General features: G+C 42.1%; 20 protein-coding genes. 19 read left to right on the plus strand and 1 reads right to left on the minus strand.

Translation table 11 applies throughout. The features are described from left to right. Window positions 1-9: 9 nt before the first annotated feature. The 6 genes from dapG (at window position 10) to MKX49_RS06795 (ending at window position 7,764) form a co-directional block, all read left to right on the plus strand. Complete coding sequence (gene dapG, locus MKX49_RS06770) at window positions 10-1,236, plus strand: aspartate kinase (RefSeq protein ID WP_063596245.1); 1,227 nt, start codon at window positions 10-12, stop codon at window positions 1,234-1,236. 47 nt (window positions 1,237-1,283) lie between these two features. Beyond that, window positions 1,284-2,153 carry a 4-hydroxy-tetrahydrodipicolinate synthase gene (gene dapA, locus MKX49_RS06775; protein ID WP_048684746.1) on the plus strand — a complete coding sequence of 290 codons (870 nt, stop codon included), beginning with the start codon at window positions 1,284-1,286 and terminating at the stop codon, window positions 2,151-2,153. Between the two features lie 281 nt (window positions 2,154-2,434). Further along, complete coding sequence (locus MKX49_RS06780; RefSeq protein ID WP_034313569.1) at window positions 2,435-4,105, plus strand: ribonuclease J; 1,671 nt, start codon at window positions 2,435-2,437, stop codon at window positions 4,103-4,105. Window positions 4,106-4,227: 122 nt separating this feature from the next. Continuing rightward, window positions 4,228-4,974, plus strand: a complete 747-nt coding sequence (locus tag MKX49_RS06785) for a ClpP family protease (protein WP_034313566.1) — start codon at window positions 4,228-4,230, stop codon at window positions 4,972-4,974. Next, window positions 4,971-5,198: a YlzJ-like family protein gene (locus MKX49_RS06790; RefSeq protein ID WP_340875786.1), complete on the plus strand. Its 228-nt coding sequence runs from the start codon at window positions 4,971-4,973 to the stop codon at window positions 5,196-5,198. Before MKX49_RS06785 ends, MKX49_RS06790 begins: the two co-directional genes overlap by 4 nt. Window positions 5,199-5,436: 238 nt before the next feature. Further along, window positions 5,437-7,764, plus strand: a complete 2,328-nt coding sequence (locus MKX49_RS06795) for a DNA translocase FtsK (RefSeq protein WP_340875787.1) — start codon at window positions 5,437-5,439, stop codon at window positions 7,762-7,764. A 32-nt stretch (window positions 7,765-7,796) separates the two neighbouring features. On the opposite strand, the gene MKX49_RS06800 is transcribed toward MKX49_RS06795, so the two are convergent. Further along, the gene (locus MKX49_RS06800) at window positions 7,797-8,096 is read right to left on the minus strand and encodes a DUF6509 family protein (protein WP_048684738.1); all 300 of its coding nucleotides are present in this window, start codon (window positions 8,094-8,096) and stop codon (window positions 7,797-7,799) included. 303 nt (window positions 8,097-8,399) lie between these two features. On the opposite strand from MKX49_RS06800, the gene MKX49_RS06805 reads away from it, so the two are divergent. The 13 genes from MKX49_RS06805 (at window position 8,400) to MKX49_RS06865 (ending at window position 21,928) form a co-directional block, all read left to right on the plus strand. Continuing rightward, the gene (locus MKX49_RS06805) at window positions 8,400-9,125 is read left to right on the plus strand and encodes a GntR family transcriptional regulator (protein WP_048684736.1); all 726 of its coding nucleotides are present in this window, start codon (window positions 8,400-8,402) and stop codon (window positions 9,123-9,125) included. Window positions 9,126-9,286: 161 nt separating this feature from the next. Then, window positions 9,287-10,375 (plus strand): BMP family lipoprotein, encoded by a 1,089-nt coding sequence (locus tag MKX49_RS06810; protein ID WP_063596243.1) that lies wholly within the window; start codon window positions 9,287-9,289, stop codon window positions 10,373-10,375. A gap of 204 nt (window positions 10,376-10,579) precedes the next feature. Continuing rightward, window positions 10,580-12,115, plus strand: coding sequence for an ABC transporter ATP-binding protein (locus MKX49_RS06815; RefSeq protein WP_252269253.1), 1,536 nt, complete (start codon window positions 10,580-10,582; stop codon window positions 12,113-12,115). After that, window positions 12,108-13,151, plus strand: a complete 1,044-nt coding sequence (locus tag MKX49_RS06820; protein WP_048684732.1) for an ABC transporter permease — start codon at window positions 12,108-12,110, stop codon at window positions 13,149-13,151. The genes MKX49_RS06815 and MKX49_RS06820 overlap by 8 nt, the downstream gene beginning before the upstream one ends. After that, window positions 13,152-14,111 carry an ABC transporter permease gene (locus MKX49_RS06825; RefSeq protein WP_094246576.1) on the plus strand — a complete coding sequence of 320 codons (960 nt, stop codon included), beginning with the start codon at window positions 13,152-13,154 and terminating at the stop codon, window positions 14,109-14,111. Window positions 14,112-14,321: 210 nt separating this feature from the next. Next, window positions 14,322-15,602 carry an EF-P 5-aminopentanol modification-associated protein YfmF gene (yfmF, locus tag MKX49_RS06830; protein ID WP_340875792.1) on the plus strand — a complete coding sequence of 427 codons (1,281 nt, stop codon included), beginning with the start codon at window positions 14,322-14,324 and terminating at the stop codon, window positions 15,600-15,602. Further along, on the plus strand, window positions 15,602-16,888 hold the full coding sequence (gene yfmH, locus MKX49_RS06835) for an EF-P 5-aminopentanol modification-associated protein YfmH (RefSeq protein ID WP_340875793.1): 1,287 nt from the start codon (window positions 15,602-15,604) through the stop codon (window positions 16,886-16,888). The genes yfmF and yfmH overlap by 1 nt, the downstream gene beginning before the upstream one ends. A gap of 19 nt (window positions 16,889-16,907) precedes the next feature. Continuing rightward, window positions 16,908-17,633 (plus strand): elongation factor P 5-aminopentanone reductase, encoded by a 726-nt coding sequence (ymfI, locus tag MKX49_RS06840; protein WP_048684725.1) that lies wholly within the window; start codon window positions 16,908-16,910, stop codon window positions 17,631-17,633. Window positions 17,634-17,714: 81 nt separating this feature from the next. Beyond that, on the plus strand, window positions 17,715-17,972 hold the full coding sequence (locus MKX49_RS06845; protein WP_034313532.1) for a DUF3243 domain-containing protein: 258 nt from the start codon (window positions 17,715-17,717) through the stop codon (window positions 17,970-17,972). Between the two features lie 242 nt (window positions 17,973-18,214). Further along, window positions 18,215-19,006: a DUF3388 domain-containing protein gene (locus tag MKX49_RS06850; RefSeq protein WP_034313530.1), complete on the plus strand. Its 792-nt coding sequence runs from the start codon at window positions 18,215-18,217 to the stop codon at window positions 19,004-19,006. Between the two features lie 8 nt (window positions 19,007-19,014). Next, entirely contained in the window at window positions 19,015-19,923 is a 909-nt protein-coding gene (locus tag MKX49_RS06855) for a helix-turn-helix domain-containing protein (protein WP_311292726.1), read from the plus strand. Between the two features lie 165 nt (window positions 19,924-20,088). Beyond that, complete coding sequence (gene pgsA, locus MKX49_RS06860) at window positions 20,089-20,673, plus strand: CDP-diacylglycerol--glycerol-3-phosphate 3-phosphatidyltransferase (RefSeq protein WP_034313524.1); 585 nt, start codon at window positions 20,089-20,091, stop codon at window positions 20,671-20,673. A gap of 22 nt (window positions 20,674-20,695) precedes the next feature. Further along, a complete protein-coding gene (locus MKX49_RS06865; RefSeq protein ID WP_340875797.1) occupies window positions 20,696-21,928 on the plus strand; it encodes a competence/damage-inducible protein A in 1,233 nt (410 codons plus the stop codon). The last annotated feature ends 243 nt before the right edge of the window (window positions 21,929-22,171 follow it).

The following is a 22,171-nucleotide window of genomic DNA, read 5'->3' on the forward strand; positions in this document are numbered from 1 at the left end:
GTGCATATTATGAAAATTATCGTCCAGAAATACGGTGGGACATCCGTTCGTGATGAGGAAAGCCGTTCATTTGCCAAGGGGCATATCGAAAAAGCGATTAAAGAAGGCTATAAAGTGGTGGTTGTGGTTTCAGCAATGGGAAGAAAAGGGGATCCTTATGCAACGGATACCTTACTTTCCCTTGTAAATGGAGCCAAAGCCAGCCTTTCAAAACGAGAACAGGATTTACTTATGTCTGTCGGAGAAACGATATCATCTGTAGTATTTACTAACATGCTCTTGGAACATGGTATTGATGCGGTTGCTTATACTGGAGCTCAAGCAGGATTCATGACGAATACCGACTATTCCAGTGCGAAAATAATCGAAATGAAATGCGATCGACTCATGAAAGAACTTGAGGTGAAGGATGTTGTCGTTGTAGCAGGTTTCCAGGGAGCTGCTAAAAATGGTGACATCACGACCATCGGCCGTGGTGGAAGTGATACTTCAGCAGCTGCATTAGGTGCCGCATTGCAAGCTGAACGGGTCGATATTTTTACGGATGTGGAAGGAATCATGACGGCAGATCCGCGCATTGCCGATCAAGCTCGTCCATTATCAATCGTTTCATATACGGAAGTTTGCAACATGGCATACCAAGGGGCGAAGGTCATTCATCCGAGAGCTGTTGAAATTGCGATGCAGGCGAAAGTCCCGATTCGGATAAGGTCAACATACAGCGAAGGTTTGGGAACCCTTGTTACAAGCGTGAATAAGGGAAGCCAGGGCAGTGACATACGTGAAAGGCTTGTGACCGGGATTGCCCATGTACCAAAGATCACTCAAATCAAGGTCCGTGCGAAAAAGGATCAATATAATCTACAGGCTGAAGTTTTCAAAGCGATGGCCAATGCCTCCATTTCAGTTGACTTTATAAATATATATCCAAGTGGTGTAGTTTATACCGTATCGGAAGAGATGACAGAACTTGCCCTCTCGATTTTGGCCGAGCTTGGTCATGAACCGGTCATTGAAAGGAATTGTGCCAAAGTATCGGTAGTCGGTGCAGGCATCAATGGAGTACCGGGTGTTGCAGCGAAGATTGTCACAGCGCTTTCCGAAAAGGAAATTGCCATTCTCCAGTCAGCGGACAGCCATACGACAATTTGGGTACTCGTAAAAGAAGAAGATTTAATAGAAGCCGTTAATTCCCTGCACTATGCATTTCAATTGCATGAAGGGGAAGTCCAATAATCAGGGTTTTTATTAAGTAAATGTTTTAAAAATTAAAGAGGTGTTAGATGATGATATTTGGTAGAGTATCAACCGCGATGGTCACCCCTTTCGATAGCAAGGGAAATATTGATTTTCAAAAGACGACTTCATTGGTTAATTACTTATTAACGAATGGAACCGATTCGCTTGTGCTGTCGGGAACGACAGGGGAATCTCCAACTTTATCTTCGGAGGAGAAAATCGCGTTATTGCGTCATGTTTCTAAGGTTGTTGAAAAACGTGTGCCCATCATCATGGGTACAGGAAGCAACAATACGTATGCTTCCATCGAGTTGACAAAAAAGGCGGAACAAAATGGCGCCGATGCGATTATGCTGGTTGCCCCGTATTATAGTAAAACGAATCAAGAAGGGCTGTACCAGCATTTTAAGGCTATTGCAGCCAGTACGACGCTCCCTGTTATGGTATATAATATCCCTGGGCGCGCTTCAGTTAACATTGAACCGGAAACGATCATCCGGCTTTCGAAAATTCCTAATATCGTAGCCGTTAAGGAAGCGAGCGGGGATTTAAACGCTATGACCCAAATCATAGCCGGCACGGATGAAGATTTTGCATTATATAGCGGGGACGATGCTTTAACACTACCGGTATTGGCGATTGGCGGTGTGGGTGTAGTATCGGTTGCTTCACATGTTGCTGGCAAGGAGTTGCAGAAAATAGTGGAGGCCTTCATCAGTGGGAACTTGAAAGAGGCAGCCCGGCTGCATCAGGAACTGTTACCGCTTATAAAAGGTTTGTTTGCAGCGCCAAGCCCTGCACCTGTCAAAACAGCGCTTCAGTTATATGGAATTGACGTTGGATCGGTGAGACTTCCAATCGTGCCATTGACGGAGCAGGAACGCCTGGCATTAACCAAGGTATTAAAAAAATAAAAAGACACGGAACAAGCTGATCGTTGAAGATTGGCTTGTTTTTACATAATGATGTATATGAACGGGATATACTTTCCGATTTCGGGATGAAAATATTGGATTTTATTATGATCAATCGAAACTGGTAAAAGTACAAAGGATCTCTTACATAATAGGTTGTTTTTTTGAATTATATGAAAAAGTCCCTCTGAAAATGGTAAGTGTTGTCATGTTTTTTGAACATCGGTTATAATGAAATCATTGGGAAATTATGAACGGGATTTTTTAAGGAGGATATTCGATTGGGTAAAGATAAAAATAATGGAATAAAAGTGATTTCTCTTGGAGGACAAGGGGAGCTTGGTAAAAATATGTACGTCGTTGAGGTGAACGAGGACATCTATCTTCTTGATGCAGGATTAATGCTGCCGGAAGACGAAATGCTCGGAATCGATGCGGTTATCCCAGATATTTCTTATTTGATGGATAATAAGGAACGGGTGCAGGGGATATTCATTACCCATGGTCATGAAGACCATATGGGAGCGCTTGCTTATGTCTTGAAATATTTACCAGCTCCTGTTTATGGAACTAAGCTTACACTTGCTTTAATCAAAACGAAATTAAAGGAAGATGGCTTTAACGGTAGGGCAACTTTCACTGAAATCGATTCGGATTCCCTTTTAAGTTTCCCTCAAGCAGCCGTGTCCTTTTTCAGGACTAACCATAGTATTCCCGATTCCGTCGGAGTCGTGATCCACACTCGTGAAGGTGCAATCGTTTATACAGGGGATTTCAAATTCGACCAGGCAGCAACGGATCTATATAAACCGGAAATCGGTAAGATGGCCAGTATCGGTGAAGAAGGTGTCCTATGCCTGCTTTCGGATAGTACCGGTGCCGAGAGGCCAGGTTATACGACTTCAGAAGCAGTTGTGGCCAAAGATATTACAGAGGCTTTCCATGCTGCCTCCGGCAGGATCATCGTTGCGTGCTTCGCTTCGAACATCAACCGGATTCAACATGTTTTCAATGCAGCGGCAGCAAGTCGCAGAAAAGTGGCAGTTGTAGGAAAAAGCCTGCAACGAGTTTATGAAACAGCCTTGAATCTTGGCTACTTAAAGGTCGAAGAAGAGCTGATAATCCCGATTAATGAAATTGGCCAGTATGAAGACCGTGAAATCGTGGTGTTATCGACAGGTCATCAGGGCGAACCCATTGCAGCACTTCAAAAAATGGCAAAGCAGACCCACAAGCAGGTAACGATCAAAAAGGGAGACACCGTTTTGATCAGTGCATCACCCCTGCAGGGCGGTGAACTTATTTTATCCAAAACCGTCGATTTGCTATACAGGGTAGGTGCTGAAGTGGTATCTGCCAATAAATATAAAGTGCACGTAACAGGGCATGGCAGCCAGGAAGAGCTTAAAATGATGATCAATTTGATGAATCCTAAATTCTTAATCCCTGTACATGGGGAATACCGCCATTTATATGCCCATCAAAAAGTTGGGGTTGCTGCGGGAATTAAGCGTGAAAACATCATAATTGCCGAAAAAGGGGATGTCATCGAACTAAAGGGCAATAAAATGGGGCTTTCCGGCAAAGTCTCTGCAGGAAATATCCTGATAGATGGCAGCGGTGTTGGAGATGTAGGTAATATCGTTCTTCGTGATCGTCGCTTGTTATCCCAAGATGGCATTTTGATTGTAGTCGTCACGTTGAACCGTCAGGATAAAAGCATTGCAGCAGGCCCTGAAATCATTTCAAGGGGCTTCGTATATGTTCGCGAATCAGAAAAAATGATTGCGGAAGCAACTGAAATAGTAAGTGAAATCGTAAAGAAAAATGGGTCGCGCCAGCCTTTTGATTGGTCCACGCTGAAGCAGGAAATGCGTGATGCGTTAAACCAATTCTTCTATGAAAAAACGAAACGCCGCCCAATGATTTTACCGATCATAATGGAATATTAAGAAAGGAACCCCTGATTTGAACAGTCAGGGGTTCTTTTTTCTGACTCTTATATCTTGAAGAATGAAGTCCGAGACTCGAGACATAATAAAGCTATAGGCTAAAAGAGAAAGGGGTTGGCATAGTGGATAATGCACCATTACCAAATGAAAATGAAGGCAAGCAGGAAGGTAAGAATTCAACTTTAATCGAAAAGATCCAGCAGCTGGGGGCTACTAATGTTCCGCAACTATCTCAAGACTCAAAAATCCATTGTTTGACGATCATTGGACAAATTGAAGGACATATGCAGCTGCCGCCTCAAAATAAAACGACCAAATATGAACATGTTATTCCGCAAATTGTGGCAATTGAACAAAATCCCAATATAGAGGGGCTGCTTGTCATATTAAATACAGTCGGAGGAGATGTCGAAGCGGGACTGGCAATCGCAGAAATGCTGGCTTCCCTATCAAAGCCATCCGTCTCGATTGTACTTGGGGGAGGGCACTCGATCGGTGTGCCGATTGCGGTTTCGTGTGACCATAGCTATATAGCAGAAACAGCAACGATGACGATTCATCCAATTCGTTTGACAGGGCTAGTCATTGGCGTGCCTCAAACCTTTGAATACTTGGATAAGATGCAGGAAAGAGTCATTAAATTTGTTACGCGCCACTCCAACGTTACGGAAGAAAGTTTTAAGGATTTAATGTTTGCCAAAGGAAACTTGACCCGTGATATCGGTACGAATGTTATCGGGGCCGAGGCAGTTGAAATCGGTATGATCGATGATGTAGGAGGAGTGGGCCAGGCCATGAGAAAACTAAATAGCTTCATGGAAGAAAGAAGGCCAAAAATTGCCGGGGAAGAGGAGGGGCTTCTGCAATGACGCTTTACACGATCGTTCCTGAAGAAATAATTTTCCCTCATCACCATGAGAAGACGGCAAATTTAATAGAAATGATCTACAATGGTGTACATGTGATGGTTGAACATGACGGTGGCCGTACGTTTCGCATTGATCGAATCGTCAGCACCGATCCTGTAGATTATATGAATGTACACATTCAGCCGGGAGCTGTCATAAATGTGTTCGAACATATGAACCATTAGTAAAAACGACTAACTGAGGTAAATTATGATATACTGGAATGAAAATCAGCAGCCGCTTGGCTGCTTTATTCATTATATGGGAAAAATGTCCGCCTAAAGAATGAATGGTATATATATCAAGGACACGGCCATATTTATTTGGTATAATCAGTAGCGAACGTTTGTTTCGTGAAGGGAAATCATGTAGTGATGTTGAATAGGAAAGTTAGAATAGTTTCATGAAGAATCAGGTGATATTATGGCAAAGAAGAAACGCAGAAAAAAGAATAGTACAGAGAAGTTAAAACTAACGCTTAAATATGAATTGATTGGCCTCACTATAATAGGTTTGGCCATCATTGCCATTGCCAAGCTTGGAGCAGTTGGAAACGGGACGGTCTTTTTAATCCGCTTCTTCATGGGGGAATGGTATATCCTCTTTTTGTTGGGAGCAATTGCAGCTGGGTTCTATTTGATGATAAAGAGAGAGGTCCCGTACCTGTTGAAACGGCAATTGGTCGGGATGTACTTCCTTGTTGCGAGCATGCTCCTGCTAAGTCATGTGACCCTGTTTAACATGCTTGCAGATGGAGGACCATTTACGAAGCCCAGCGTCATTTCGAATACATGGGAACTATTTTGGATGGAAGTGACCGGCAAGGCCAGCTCAAAGGACCTTGGGGGCGGTATGATTGGAGCGATATTATTTGCAGCTTCTTACTTTCTATTCGACGAAGCTGGATCGAAAATCGTTTCATTCCTCTTTATCATTGTAGGTGCCGTCCTATTGACCGGGAAAACGTTAGGTGAAACCCTCGGGAAGTTTTTCAGGGGTCTTGGCGGCTTTTTCAAAAAGCAATGGTCCGCATTCAGAGATGATGTGAAAACGTGGAATGAAGACAAAAAAGAAAAGAAAAAGAATCCCGTGAAAAAGAAGAAACGGCAAAACGAACCGGTGGAAGAAACGGATCAGACCCCTCTAGAAGAGGAAACACAGGAAATGGCGACGGAACGGATCATTTCCAGCTTTGCTGATAAAGCATATAGCGACGAAAACGAAGTAATTCCCGTTGTTACGGAACCTGCAGCTGAAAATGCAGAGGACCAGGATGATGCCGTTCCGCCTATGAATTTTACGGAAGTGGAGAATAAAGAATATCTTTTACCGCCTCTTTCCTTGTTATTGCAGCCTAAAAAAACCGACCAAAGCGGAGAGTACCAATTGATTCATGAAAATGCGGCAAAACTTGAGCGCACCTTTCATAGCTTTGGAGTGAAAGCGAGAGTCACTCAAGTTCATTTAGGCCCAGCCGTAACCAAATACGAAGTACATCCGGATGTAGGTGTGAAGGTAAGTAAAATTGTCAGCCTATCCGATGACTTGGCCCTTGCACTTGCCGCAAAGGATATTAGGATCGAAGCGCCGATTCCCGGAAAATCGGCAATCGGAATAGAAGTGCCTAACTCCGAAGTGGCGATGGTCTCATTAAGGGAAGTTTTAGAGGCCAAAGAAGTTGACAAGCCTGACGCAAAACTGCAAATAGGCTTAGGGCGGAATATTTCCGGTGAAGCGGTTAAGGCGGAGCTCAATAAAATGCCGCATTTACTAGTGGCTGGTGCTACGGGCAGCGGGAAATCCGTTTGTATCAATGGGATTATCACGAGTATTCTGATGCGGGCAAAACCGCATGAAGTGAAAATGATGATGATCGATCCAAAAATGGTCGAGTTGAATGTCTATAATGGAATTCCCCACTTACTTGCACCTGTAGTGACCAATCCAAAGAAAGCCGCACAGGCTTTGCAAAAAGTGGTCAGTGAAATGGAAAGGCGCTACGAGCTATTTTCTCATTCCGGTACGCGAAATATTGAAGGTTACAATGATTACATTAACCGGTATAACATTGAAGAAGACGCCAAACAACCGCTCTTGCCTTATATCGTAGTCATTGTCGATGAGCTGGCAGATTTGATGATGGTCGCTTCTAACGATGTAGAGGATGCCATCACAAGGCTTGCACAAATGGCTCGTGCTGCTGGCATCCACTTGATAATTGCCACTCAGCGGCCATCCGTAGATGTAATTACAGGGGTCATTAAAGCGAACATCCCATCTCGGATAGCTTTTAGTGTCTCATCAATGACCGATTCGAGAACGATCCTCGACATGGGCGGGGCCGAAAAACTGTTAGGCCGGGGTGACATGCTCTTCCTGCCTTCAGGAGCTTCAAAACCGGTCCGCGTCCAAGGGGCCTTTTTATCCGACAATGAAGTCGAGGAAGTTGTCACATATGTCATTTCACAGCAAAAAGCACAATACAACGAAGAAATGATACCCGATGAAATTGCAGAAACCTCAAATGGTGAAGTCGAAGATGATTTATATGGGGATGCGGTATCGTTGATCGTAGAAATGCAGACTGCATCTGTTTCCATGCTGCAGCGCCGTTTCCGGATCGGCTATACCCGGGCAGCCAGATTGATTGATGAAATGGAAGCGAGGGGAATTGTCGGTCCATATGAAGGCAGTAAACCACGAAATGTATTGGTTACAAAAGATGAACAAGATGAAGCACATTCATCATAGGTAAAGAAAAAACCGGGCAGCTGCCCGGTTTTTTAATTATTCATCGCCTCGTCTAAATGTTTAAGGCAGAAGTCGGTAATCATCGCTTCTTCATCTTCTTCTAAATCGAATTCGAGTGCGCCTTCGTTCCCTTTTTCAAAAATATCATATTTAATCAATTTGCCTTTTTGTTCTTCCACAGCAAAAAGCACCCGGATATATAAACCATCTTCTGAAAAGAGTTCATCCTCTTCAGGCACTTCAATATCCAAGAACAACTCGTAACGTTCCCCGGACAAAATACCAAATGGATCATTTAATTTTTCGATTGTGTATTCTGTAATCTTTAACATCTTGTGTACATCCCTTCAAAGAAGATAAATCCTATTATACAGGAAAACAGCATCTTGAACATAGTTGCATTCATCATGCATTTTTTTAAAAATTTATCTGATTTAGGAGAATAATCGTACAAATTCCGCGGCCACATCTAGATTGAAAGACACAGGGAAGGGTAATTTCTCCTAAATTCTTTTAAAGTAAATAGTAAAACACTATTTATTTATATCAAAAAAAATGTTATATTATTTTCGATTAGTAGGAATGATTCAACATCAGAGGTCTGATGTCTTAAGAAATTAGCTGGGGGAAACTGTATGTCAATAAAATCAGATAGTCGACATTTATATTTGCAGGTCATTGATTACCTGAAGCAGGATATTGAAGCTGGAGTCTATCAGGAAAATGAAAAATTCCCTTCAGAATTCGATCTTGCGAAAAAATTGGGAGTTAGTAGGGCGACACTTCGAGAAGCGCTGCGAATTTTGGAAGAAGAAAACATCATCATTCGCCGCCATGGAGTTGGGACTTTCGTCAATCCGAAACCTCGGTTCACTTCAGGTATCGAGCAATTAAAAAGTGTCACGAACATGATTGAAGAGGCAGGGATGAAGCCGGGTACGATTTTCTTAAGCTCGACGGCCCAAGAACCTACAGAAGAGGATATACGCAGGTTTTCTTGTTCAACAGACGAACGCATCGTCAGCATCGAACGAGTAAGGACAGCGAATGGGGAGCCAGTCGTCTACTGTATTGACAAAATTCCTGAATCTATTCTTTCAGAAAATTTTGACCGTAATGATGAGTCTCTTTTAGATATTTTGGAAAGAGATGCGCATCGGAAAATTACGCATGCCGTAGCGGAGATTGAGCCTATTGGATATCATGAGAAAGTTTCTCCTATCCTTAAATGCTCGCCAGAAGCCGCGCTACTCGTTTTAAAGCAGATGCATCTGGATGATTGGGACCAGCCTATCCTGTATTCTGTTAACTACTTTAAAGCCAATATGTTCAGCTTTCATGTTCTTCGTAAACGTGTGTAGGCCTTGACTCTGCATACGGATGAATGCAAGCGATTGTTTCGATTCCGAAAAAGGTCGATCAAACGTATGCAAAAAAAATTAACGAGAAGTGAAAACGCAAACATAAATGACTTTTCAGAACATTCCTGCTCAAAAAACTTTGTAAATTAGGGGGATAAAAATTGAAAAAGCGCAAATTAGGACTAGCTCTTTCACTTGTTCTTGCAGCCGGTACGCTACTGGGAGCATGTGGTAATTCAGAGAATGATGATAAAGAATCTTCAAATGGGAAAAACAAAGATAACTTCACTGTTGCGATGGTAACTGATACTGGCGGCGTGGATGACGAGTCGTTCAACCAATCCGCTTGGAAGGGCATTCAGGAATTCGGTAAGGATAATGGTCTGGAAAAAGGTAAAGATGGCTACAACTACCTGCAATCTAAATCTGATGCCGATTACGCTAAGAACCTGAATACGCTTGTACGTGAAGATTACCAACTAATCTATGGCATCGGTTTCCTTTTAGCGGAAGCTGTTGGTGAAGTGGCTGACCAACGTCCGGATTCACACTTTGCCATCGTGGATACAGTTGTAGACAAAAAGAATGTAGCCAGCATTAATTTTAAAGAGCAGCAAGGTTCATTCCTAGTAGGTGTAATTGCCGGAATGCAAACGAAAACAAACAAAGTCGGTTTTATCGGCGGAGTTGAATCTGAGTTAATCAAGAAATTCGAAGTTGGCTTTAAGGCTGGGGTTTTATCTGTAAATCCGGATGCAAAAGTTGAAGTTAAATATGCCGGGGATTTCAATAAAGCTGATATCGGTAAATCAACTGCAGGCTCCATGTATTCTTCAGGTATCGATATCATTTATCATGCTGCTGGTGGAACTGGAAAAGGTGTATTCACTGAAGCAGTAGAGCAAAAGCAAAAAGATCCTAAGAGAGAAATCTATGTTATCGGTGTAGATAGCGACCAAGCTAAATTGGGTGCAGTTCCTGGAACTGACGACAACATCACTCTGACTTCCATGCTAAAACGTGTTGACGTGGCAGTTAAAGACCTTTCCGAGAAAGCGAAAGAAGGAAACTTCCCAGGCGGAAAAGTAATTGAGTACGGTATCGAAGAAAATGGTGTAGGCATTTCCGAAACAAAAGATAACGTAACAGAAGAATCATTAAAAGCGGTCGAAGAATGGACAGAAAAAATTAAATCAGGTGAATTCGTAGTTCCGGGTACAGATGAAGAATTCAAAAAACTTGATTTATAAGCTGTAATGCCAGAAAGAATAGGGAGGCAGAATTGCCCTCTATTCTTTCTTTTCCCAATCACGCTATGCAACTGAAAAATATCGAATGAAAAACTATGAAAGAATCGTAGTTTTTCATTTGGTTTTTTTAAAAAAATCAATAAGCTAGTAAAAGCAATTAAATGATTTAAGAATATTTACACTCATTTTAGGAGTTGATAATACGTGGAATATGTAATTGAGATGCTTAATATCCGTAAGGAATTCCCCGGCATCGTCGCAAATGATAACGTTACACTTCAGGTTAAAAAAGGGGAGATTCACGCATTATTAGGTGAAAATGGCGCGGGTAAATCCACTTTGATGAATGTTTTATTCGGCTTATACCAGCCAGAGCAGGGAGAAATCCGTGTGAATGGCAAGCCAGTCAAGATTACCAGTCCCAACATTGCCAATGATTTAGGGATTGGGATGGTCCATCAGCATTTTATGCTCGTTGACCCTTTTACAGTAACGGAAAATATCATTTTAGGAAAAGAACCATCCAAAGCGGGTAAGATCGATTTAAAGGAAGCGAGCGAGGAAGTTAGGAAACTATCAGAACAATATCAGCTTCGTGTTGACCCCTATGCGAAAATTGCCGATATTTCAATAGGGATGCAGCAGCGTGTCGAGATTCTTAAGACGCTTTACCGCGGAGCCGAAATATTGATTTTTGATGAACCGACCGCTGTATTGACTCCTCAAGAAATCAAGGAATTGATTTATATTATGAAAGCCCTTATCAAAGAGGGGAAATCTATCATTTTAATCACACACAAACTTAAGGAAATCATGGAGGTTTGTGACCGGGTAACGGTTATACGCAAAGGGCAAGGAATTGGTACAGTGAACGTCAACGAAACGAATCCTAACGAATTGGCGAGCTTGATGGTCGGTAGGGAAGTTCTATTCAAGACGGAAAAAACGGCCGCTACTCCTTCGGATGTAGTTCTCGAGGTTCAGGAACTGGAAGTCAAGGATTCCCGGGGCGTTTCAGCTGTTCGGAACTTGGATTTAACAGTCCGTGCAGGAGAAATTGTCGGTATTGCCGGTGTAGATGGAAACGGTCAATCCGAACTGATTGAGGCATTGGCTGGCCTAAGGAAGACAACAGCTGGTTCGATAAAGCTAAATGGAAAAGAGATCAGGAATCTGAAGCCGCGTAAAATCACTGAAGCAGGTGTCGGCCATATTCCAGAAGACAGGCATAAGCATGGTTTGGTTCTCGATTACAGCATTGGGGAAAATATTGTCTTGCAAACCTACTATCAAAGGCCTTTCTCAAAAGCCGGTATCTTGAACTCAAAGAAAATATTTGAAAAAGCCCGTTCATTGATCAAAAGCTATGATGTTCGGACTCCGAGTGAATATACCCCGGCAAGGGCTCTTTCTGGCGGGAATCAGCAAAAAGCGATCATCGGACGGGAAGTTGATAGGAACCCGGATTTATTGATTGCCGCACAGCCAACTCGCGGGCTTGATGTAGGAGCGATCGAGTTTATCCATAAACGGCTGATTGAACAGCGTGATGCAGGAAAAGCGGTACTTCTCATATCATTTGAATTGGAAGAAATCATGAATGTGAGTGATAGGATTGCCGTTATATACGAAGGGGAAATCGTCGCAATTGTCGATCCGAAAGAAACGACTGAACAGGAGCTTGGCCTTCTAATGGCCGGCAGTAAACGGACGGAAGCAGGTGGAAAACAAAATGTCTAAGTATTTATCTAAATTAACGAGTCCGTTAATAGCAGTTATCCTCGGCTTAGTCGTTGGGGCCATAATCATGTTAGTAAGCGGCTATGACCCAGTTGCCGGCTATGGCTCCATGGTAAATGGAATTATTGGGGATTCTTATTATGTAGGGGAATCCGTCAGGACAATCATTCCTTATATCCTTGCCGGTTTGGCAGTGGCTTTTGCTTTTCGCACGGGCCTTTTCAATATCGGTGTAGAAGGGCAATTAATTGTAGGCTGGCTGGCGGCAGTTTGGGTCGGAATCGCTTTTGATCTTCCAAGGATCATCCATTTGCCATTGGCCATCTTAGTTGGTGCAGCTGCTGGGGCATTGTGGGCTTTTATCCCTGGTTATTTAAAAGCTAAGTTCCGTGTACATGAAGTAATCGTTTCTATCATGTTGAATTATACAGCTTTATATGTGACGAATTATTTAATTAGGAATGTAATGACTGACAAGCTGGATAAAACAGAAAGAATTGCTGATACAGCATCACTGCGGTCTCCTTTTTTTGAAAGCATTACGGATTTTTCCCGGATGCATTGGGGAATAGTGGTAGCGATTATTTGCGTAATCATCATGTGGTTCCTGCTTGAAAGGACCAAAACCGGCTTTGAACTGAAAGCGGTAGGTTTCAATCAGCACGCGTCCGAGTATGCAGGGATGAGTGTCAATAAGAACATCATACTTTCCATGGTTATTTCAGGTGCTTTTGCAGGACTTGCTGGTGCGATGGAAGGCCTTGGAACTTTCGGTTATGCCGCAGTCAAAGGCGGGTTCACAGGTATGGGCTTTGATGGGATTGCAGTAGCCTTATTAGGGGCGAATACAGCTATTGGCGTTGTGCTTGCAGCCTTATTATTTGGGGGACTGAAAGCCGGGGCCTTAAATATGCCGCTGGAAACCGGAATACCTAGTGAAATTGTGGATATTGTCATAGCATTGATCATTTTCTTCGTCGCTTCCAGTTATTTTATTCGTTGGATTGCCGCTCGATTTAAGAAAGGGGTGAAATAAGTGGATTTTTACCAAGTATTACAAATTATTATTCCATCAATGATAGCTCTAGCTGCTCCACTTATTTTTACTTCACTCGGAGGAGTGTTTTCTGAACGGGCTGGTGTCATAAACATCGGTTTAGAAGGTTTGATGGTCATTGGTGCCTTTACAGGGATTGTTTTTAACTTAATGTTTGCTGATGTATTTGGTGAATGGACTCCTTGGCTTGCAGTCTTAGCGGCTATGATTGCCGGCTTGCTGTTTTCCATTCTGCACGCTGTGGCATGCATTACGTTCAGGGCGGACCAAACGGTTAGTGGGGTAGCCATCAACTTGTTGGCAGTTGGTCTGACCATGTTTTTGGTGAAGTTGATTTTTGACAAAGGTCAAACTGATAGAATCACAGAAACATTCCCAAGGATTGATGTTCCGTTACTAAGTGATATTCCATTTATTGGACCCATCTTTTTCGCAAATGGCTATTACATCGTATATATAGCGATTCTCATATCTTTTGTCGTTTGGTATGTACTTTATAAAACACCATTCGGGTTAAGGATCCGTGCAGTGGGTGAGCACCCAATGGCTGCTGATACGATGGGTGTCAATGTTACGAAAATCCGATATGCCGCCGTTTTATTATCAGGTGCTTTTGGAGGTATCGGCGGAGCGATTTATGCTACCATCTTTTCAAATGAATTCAATCATGCGACAATTAATGGTCAAGGTTTCATGGCCATTGCCGCCATGATTTTTGGTAAGTGGCACCCGATCGGGGCAATGGGAGCAGCTTTATTCTTTGGTTTGGCCCAAAGTTTAAGTATCGTTGGCTCGAGCCTTCCCTTCTTCAAGGATATTCCATCAGTTTACCTCTTGATCGCTCCATATGTTCTGACGATCATTGCGCTAACTGGTTTCATTGGACGTGCTGATGCTCCAAAAGCATCCGGACAGCCATACATCAAAGGGAAAAGATAAGTGTCTAACCGGTCAGCAAACTGTGCTGGCCGGTTTTTTCTTTAGAGATTGGGCCATAAGTGATGGTGAGCAGGTGAAAAACCAAAAAAAGTAGCTGTAACTTGCATGATTTTTCCTTTCACATGTATATTTTAAGTAGATGTTTAAAAGGGTTCCAATCTACAAACAATAAGCTAATAAAGGTGATTTATATAATGAGGAGGATTATTCATGTCTATTGCTTCCGATACAATTACGGAAAAAAGCGGCTACAAGCTTCATGTGGTCCGGACGGATAAATATAAAACGAATACTCTCGTGCTGAAGATGAAAGCCCCGTTGACAAAAGAGGACGTTACATATCGTGCATTGCTGCCATATGTGTTACAAAGCAATACAAGTAAATATCCTACAACACCCGAGCTTCGATCTTATCTTGATGATTTATATGGAGCAGGGTTTTATGTCGATGTAGCCAAAAAAGGAGAATATCAAATCATAAGTTTTACGATCGATATCGTAAATGAAAAATTCCTTAGTGATTCAACCCCGCTTCTCGAAAAGGCTTTTGGGCTATTATCAGAGGTGATCTTCAATCCGAAGAAAAACGGCGAAGCCTTTGACTCTAAAACGGTTTCCAATGAAATCCGTTCTTTAAAACAGCGGATTCAATCCATTTCCGATGACAAAATGCGATATTCAGCTACACGTCTAGTAGAGGAAATGTGCAAAAATGAACCATATGCTTTAGAAGCGAGCGGTAATCTTCAAGACTTGGAAACGATAACTCCAGAATCCCTATTCGCCTACTATAAAAAAATGCTGTCGGAAGATGAAATCGATTTATATGTAATCGGCGACATCGATGGATCGGAAGTGGAGGCACTGGCTGACAAGTATGTGTCGTTGCAAGAACGTGAGCCTGTTAGACTGCCAAGGGAGACGGGCAAGGCAGTGGAGAAGGAAAAAGAAATCATCGAGAATTCGGATGTGAAACAAGGGAAGTTGAATATCGGTTATCGAACCCAAGTTGCATATGGTGATCCGGATTATTATGCTCTTCAGCTATTCAATGGGATTTTTGGCGGCTTTTCACATTCCAAACTTTTCATTAATGTCAGGGAGAAAGCCAGCCTTGCTTATTATGCAGCTTCAAGGCTTGAAAGTCATAAAGGACTATTGATGGTCATGGCCGGCATTGAAAATGCCAACTACAAGCAGGCATTGGATATCATTCATGCACAAATGAAGGAAATGAAGCAAGGGAACTTTTCCGATGAAGAACTGGCACAGACAAAGGCGGTCGTTAAGAACCAGCTCCTTGAAACCATTGACGTTTCGAGAGGGCTTGTGGAAATTTTATATCATAATGTGATTTCCGGGCAGGATATATCACTCGACGAGTGGTTTGCAAAAACAGAGCGGACGACAAAGGAAGAAATCATTGCAGTTGGTCAAAAGATCCAGCTTGATAAGATTTATTTCCTAACGGAAGCGGAGGTGCAAGGGTAATGGAAAAAATAGCATTCACTCAATTGAAAGAAGAGCTTTTCCATGAAAAAATGGATAATGGTCTCGAAGTATATATTCTTCCGAAAAGCGGGTTCAATAAATCATTTGCGACTTTCACGACGAATTATGGTTCAATCGACAACCATTTCAAACCATTGAATGAAACGGAATTCTCAAAAGTACCAGATGGGATTGCCCATTTTCTTGAACATAAGCTATTTGAAAAGGAAGATGGTGATGTTTTTCAGCAATTTTCAAAGCAGGGAGCATCTGCAAATGCCTTTACCTCTTTCACCCGTACAGCTTATTTATTTTCCAGCACGTCGGATTTCGAGAGGAATCTAACTACCTTAATTGACTTTGTCCAGGATCCTTACTTTTCGGAAAAGACGGTAGAGAAGGAAAAAGGAATCATTGGGCAGGAAATCAACATGTATGATGATAATTCAGACTGGCGGTTATATTTCGGGACGATTGCCAATATGTATCATCAGCATCCAGTGAAAATCGATATTGCCGGTACTGTGGAATCGATTGCAGGTATTACGAAAGATATGCTTTATGAATGTTATAATACGTTTTACCATCCTAGCAACATGCTCCTATTCGTTGTAGGACCGGTAGATGTCGAAAGTACCATGAAACTGATTCGGGATAACCAAAATGATAAAGGGTACAACGAACAACCAGCAGTGGAACGTAAATTTGACGAAGAGCCGGAAATCGTTGCCAAGGATAAGGAAGTCTTAAGGATGAATGTCCAGACACCAAAAGTGATGCTGGGCATCAAGGCCATCAATGTAAACCAATCCGGTTTACAGCTTTTGGAAAGGGAATTGGCGACCAATATTTATTTGGAAATGCTGTTTGGCAAGAGTTCGCCTTTGCATGAGGAGCTGTATGAGGAAGGGTTGATCGATCAAAGCTTCTCATATGATTATACACAGGAACAAGGTTTTGGATTTGCGTTAATTGGCGGGGACAGTGCCAAACCTGATGAGTTGACGGAGTCTATATTCGGTATCCTGCAAAAATCAAAAGCCGGAACCGGCCTGAATGAAGAAAGCCTGCAAAGGACAATCAAGAAAAAAATCGGTTCTTTCCTCCGTTCCTTGAATTCGCCGGAATATATAGCGAATCAATTCACCAGATATGCATTCAATGATATGAATTTGTTCGATGTTGTATCGGTATTGGAAAAACTAACCATCGAGGATATCAGGGAGGTCGCCAAGGATTTAATATCCGATGAACGGATGACAGTCTGTCAGGTACTTCCGAAATAATATAAAGGGGGGCGTGAAAGTGGGGAAACGTTTTGCCCTTATTACAGGAGCCAGTGGAGGAATCGGCAGGGAAATCGCTATAAAGCTCGCCGAGGAGAATTACTCACTTTATTTACATTATAACAGCAATGAAGAAGCGATACTTGCCCTGATTGAAGAACTGAAGCCTCATCAAGTCGAACTTATTCCGATACAAGCGGATTTGGCTGCACCGGACGGCTACAAGAAATTGGCGGAAAATATTTTTGCCCTCCATGCAATCGTCCTTAATAGTGGCAATAGCTATTACGGGCTTATATCTGACATGGATGAGACTATCGTTACTGAAATGGTTCAGCTGCACGTAACGAGCCCTTTCCAATTAACAAAGGAACTGCTTCCAAAGCTAATGTACCAAGAACAGGCTGCCATCGTTGCCGTCACATCGATTTGGGGGCAGACAGGTGCATCTTGTGAAGTATTATATTCAATGGTCAAAGGCAGCCAAAATGCTTTTATCAAGGCGCTTAGCAAAGAAGTATCGCTTAATGGAATCCGGGTGAATGCCGTTGCCCCCGGTGCGATTTCCACTTCCATGCTCGAATCTTTCAGTGCAGAAGATCTGGAAATCATCAAAGGCGATATCCCGATGGGAAGGATGGGGCATTCCAAAGAAGTCGCGGAGGCCGTATACTATTTGCTTTCCGACAAGTCGTCCTATATAACCGGGCAGATTTTAGGCGTAAATGGCGGATGGTACACATGATTTTTTTAAAAGACATGTATAATTTCCTCGGTTCCTTCACAAAATATCTTTGTACTATTTTGAAGGAAAGGGTGACCATTCATGTCTGTACTGGACAATTGGGATCAATGGAAAAACTTCTTAGGCGACAGATTACATCAAGGTGAACAACAAGGCTTGTCAGAAGGCGCTGTTAACAACTTGGCTTACGAAATCGGTGATTACCTAGCTAATCAGGTTGAGCCCCAGAATGATCAAGAGAAAGTGCTTGCTGATCTTTGGTCAGTCGCAAGCGATCAAGAAAAACATGCCATGGCAAGTGTCATGGTCAAGTTAGTCGAGAACAATGGAACGAAGTAAAATATCAATCCAAAGGCCCTGTTATTAATTAACAGGGCCTTTTGGATTCTAGGGGGATGACTATTTGTCCTCTTATATAAAAATGAATACTTTTATAGGGTTTTTCCTTTTAACTTATCACGAAATGCTATATTATAGAAGCTAGACAATTAATATTAAAGTGTTCAGACCTTGAAATTTACGATGGATAAGTTTTTTGCCCATGATTAGGGCAAAAGCTTTTAGGCTTAAGGAGTGTTATCGTGGATAATAAAGAATGGTATTTTGAATATGAAATTCAAGTCAACCGTCCTGGTTTATTAGGGGATATTTCATCCCTTCTGGGTATGCTTTCCATTAATATCATCACCATTAACGGGGTAGATGAAGGCAGGCGTGGGTTACTTTTGTTGGCCAAAGACAGCCGTAATATAGAAAGATTCGAGTCAATTCTCCGTACGATGGATACGATAAAGGTCATTAAGCTTAGGGAACCTAAATTACGTGATCGCCTCGCAGTCAGGCATGGACGCTATATTCAGCGCGATGCCGATGAGAAAAACACCTTTAGGTTTGTTCGTGATGAACTAGGCTTGCTTGTCGATTTCCTGGCCGAGCTATTTAAACAGGAAGGTCATAAATTGATCGGGATCCGAGGGATGCCCCGTGTCGGAAAAACTGAATCTATCGTAGCATCGAGTGTTTGTGCTAATAAGAGATGGTTGTTTGTGTCATCGACCCTTTTAAAGCAGACTATCCGCAGCCAGCTTATTGAGGATGAATATAATAATGATAATTTGTTCATTTTAGATGGAATTGTTTCCACTCGCCGTGCAAATGAGCGTCATTGGCAGTTGATTCGTGAAATAATGAGGCTTGATGCTGTCAAAGTAATCGAACATCCGGATGTTTTTGTCCAAAATACGGAGTATACCCTCGAAGACTTTGATTATATTATTGAATTGAGAAACAATCCTGAAGAAGAAATAACATATGAAGTTGTCGACCAAAAAGACCAGTTTTCAGGGTCCGATTTTGGTTCCTTTGACTTTTAAAATGGCAGGTGTTTTATTTGACTGAATTGGGTAATCGATTAAAGGAAGCTAGGGAAGCCAAAGGTCTTAGCCTAGAAGATTTGCAGGAATTAACAAAGATCCAAAAGCGTTACCTCATTGGCATTGAAGAGGGAAATTACAGTATGATGCCTGGAAAGTTCTATGTACGGGCATTCATAAAGCAATATTGTGAAGCGGTCGGACTGGATTCAGAAGAGATTTTCGAACAATATAAGAATGAAATACCATCGGTCTATAGTGAGGAATTGCCAGAACAGCTTTCACGGGTCCAATCCCGGAAAACCATTCCGGCAGGAGATTCAAAGGTTGTGGAAATGTTACCGAGGATCCTGGCTGTCGTTTTAGTCATTGGTGCGGCCGTTTTGATATGGGTACTGGTATCGAATTATATGAGTAACCCAGATAATGATGATAAAAAGAACGCTAAAGAGAATGAAGCTGTGGGCTACAATAAAAGTGATGGGTTTAACGAAGAAAAAGAGAATGCAGACAAAAAACAGGATGAAGAAAAATCTGAGTCATCTGACGAGAAGAATGAAGATGATGCTGTTGTCAAAGATGAAAAGAAAGAGCAAAATCTTGCCGTCACAAGTTCCAGCGGTAAAAATAGTACGTATGAATTAAAAAATACCGATACTTTTAAATTAAAGGTGACCTCCAAAGGCTCACCATGGGTCGGCATAAAAAATGGTGAAGGTAAATTACTTTTCCAGGGCACTATCGAAAAGGACAAAAGCCAGGAAATTGATTTTACCAATGAAAAAGAAGCTGTCATCAATATAGGCAGGGCATATGAAACTGAGATTTATGTGAATGATGAGAAGCTGGAGTATTCCATTTCACCGACTGAAGTGAATACGCAATTGGTTACGATACAATTTACGAAAGCCGAATAGTCATCTTATAGATGACTATTTTTGCTCTATATAATAGTAAGGCGGCGGGAAATGGTTCACCCGGCATATAAGATTGGATTTTGAGTTAAATTATACATATAAGCATTATTTTAGATCTAAGACGCATTGCCCAAATGGCAGGCGTAAATTTTGGAGGTAAAAGTTTTGAATCTGCCTAATAAGATTACAGTAGCAAGAATCTGTTTAATACCAGTATTTTTAATCATCATGCTCGTTCCTTTTTCATGGGGGACACTGACTTGGGGAGAATACAGTTTGCCTGTGGCACACCTGGCTGGAGCCATCCTCTTTATAATCGCTTCCACTACGGATTGGATCGATGGCCATTTTGCCAGAAAATATAATATGATTACTGATTTAGGGAAATTTTTAGATCCATTGGCAGATAAACTTCTGGTTTCGGCTGCCTTAATCGTTTTGGTTGATCTAGATTTAATGTACGGTCAATCTTGGATTGCCATCGTGATCATAAGTCGCGAGTTTGCAGTCACTGGATTGCGTTTGGTGTTAGCGGGTACAGGGGAAGTGGTTGCAGCGAACCAGCTAGGTAAAATTAAAACATGGGCACAAATTGTTTCTATTTCGGCTTTATTGCTGCATAACCTTCCATTTGCCCTCATTTCACTTCCATTTGCCAATATCGCATTATGGATTGCATTAATCTTTACAATCTGGTCAGGTTTGGATTATTTTATAAAAAACAAAGAAGTATTTGTTAATTCAAAGTAAAACGAATGGTGGTTTTGAAAAGATGGATGCAGAAATCATTGCAGTGGGCTCAGAGCTTCTTTTAGGTCAAATCAATAACACTAATGGAAGATTCTTATCGCAGCAGTTTGCGGAAATGGGAATCAACGTTTTTTACCATACTGTGGTCGGAGATAACGACCGCCGATTACAACAAGCTATAGAAATCGCTGAATCGAGGGCGAACTTGATTGTTTTTACCGGTGGGCTTGGTCCTACCAAAGATGACTTAACGAAAGAAACGATTGCTCGCCATATCGGGAAAAAGCTCGTTTTTAATGATGAAGCTTTGCAATCCATTGAAGCTTACTTCCAAAAACGGGAACGGCCGATGACGGAAAACAACAAAAAGCAGGCCCTTGTCTTGGAAGGCAGTGAAGTGTTGGCAAACGATCATGGCATGGCCCCGGGAATGGTTTTGTCCAAATCTGGGATTACATATATGCTCCTGCCTGGTCCACCAAGTGAAATGGAGCCGATGTTTTTAAGTTATGGTTATGAAAAAATCATGAATAAATTGGAAAAGCATGAACGGATCGATTCCAAGGTTCTTCGGTTCTACGGTATAGGTGAAGCCGAACTGGAAACGGTGATTGAAGATCTCCTTGTCAATCAAACGAATCCGACAATCGCTCCGCTTGCAGCCGAAGGGGAAGTGACGTTAAGGATCACCGCCAAAGGCCCTTCTAAAGAAAAATGCGAAGAACTTATTTTAGAAACGGAAAAAGAAATTCTTAGCCGGGTCGGAAAGTTCCATTATGGAAGTGATAATACTTCTCTAATAAAGGAACTTGTAAAAGAATTAACGGTCCGCAAGCTTTCAATCGCGGCAGCTGAAAGCTTGACCGGGGGGATGTTCCAAGAACAGCTGACAACCATCCCGGGCGCCGGTAAAGTCTTTAAGGGCGGAATGGTCTGCTATACGAATGATGCGAAGTCCAATGTCCTCGGCGTCAGTAATGATACCATATCTGAGTATGGGGTGGTCAGCGGTGAGTGTGCAATGGAAATGGCCTCTAATGTCCGGAGTAAGCTCGATGCGGATGTAGGCATAAGCTTTACGGGTGTTGCGGGGCCGGACGAACAAGAAGGCAAGCCTGTAGGTACAGTATTTATTGGCATTTCCTATCGGGATGGAAACACTCACTTCAAGGAGTTGAATCTTTCCGGAAGCAGGGCGCAAAACCGTATTCGGAGTGTGAAGTACGGCTGTCATTACCTATTAAGGGATTTATAAACGCCATAAGCAGAGCTTTTTTACAGCTCTGCTTTTTATTTGGTTTTAGAAGTTTGTTTCTTGAAAAATAGGGAAAAAAGAAAAAAGTTAATTCAATGAAAATGTTTTTTTTAGGGAGTAAGTGAAGCGAAATGGAGATTTCCTTATGCTAAAACGCTTTTTTACAAAGAATATCCCGAAAGAAAAAAACGAATGAATGTTCGACTTTTTGCTTGGCAAAATAGTAAAAAGAGTATATAGTAA

The organism is Peribacillus sp. FSL M8-0224 (assembly GCF_038003055.1).
Taxonomy (GTDB): domain Bacteria; phylum Bacillota; class Bacilli; order Bacillales; family DSM-1321; genus Peribacillus; species Peribacillus frigoritolerans.

Excerpts from the sequence above, each read along its gene's own strand:
- MKX49_RS06865 (WP_340875797.1), top strand. The coding sequence starts at position 20,696 with ATGGATGCAGAAATCATTGCAGTGGGCTCAGAGCTTCTTTTAGGTCAA.
- yfmH (WP_340875793.1), top strand. The coding sequence starts at position 15,602 with ATGGAAAAAATAGCATTCACTCAATTGAAAGAAGAGCTTTTCCATGAA.
- MKX49_RS06790 (WP_340875786.1), top strand. The coding sequence starts at position 4,971 with ATGACGCTTTACACGATCGTTCCTGAAGAAATAATTTTCCCTCATCAC.
- MKX49_RS06820 (WP_048684732.1), top strand. The coding sequence starts at position 12,108 with ATGTCTAAGTATTTATCTAAATTAACGAGTCCGTTAATAGCAGTTATC.
- MKX49_RS06805 (WP_048684736.1), top strand. The coding sequence starts at position 8,400 with ATGTCAATAAAATCAGATAGTCGACATTTATATTTGCAGGTCATTGAT.
- dapG (WP_063596245.1), top strand. The coding sequence starts at position 10 with ATGAAAATTATCGTCCAGAAATACGGTGGGACATCCGTTCGTGATGAG.
- MKX49_RS06800 (WP_048684738.1), bottom strand. The coding sequence starts at position 8,096 with ATGTTAAAGATTACAGAATACACAATCGAAAAATTAAATGATCCATTT.
- MKX49_RS06845 (WP_034313532.1), top strand. The coding sequence starts at position 17,715 with ATGTCTGTACTGGACAATTGGGATCAATGGAAAAACTTCTTAGGCGAC.
- MKX49_RS06795 (WP_340875787.1), top strand. The coding sequence starts at position 5,437 with ATGGCAAAGAAGAAACGCAGAAAAAAGAATAGTACAGAGAAGTTAAAA.
- yfmF (WP_340875792.1), top strand. The coding sequence starts at position 14,322 with ATGTCTATTGCTTCCGATACAATTACGGAAAAAAGCGGCTACAAGCTT.
- dapA (WP_048684746.1), top strand. The coding sequence starts at position 1,284 with ATGATGATATTTGGTAGAGTATCAACCGCGATGGTCACCCCTTTCGAT.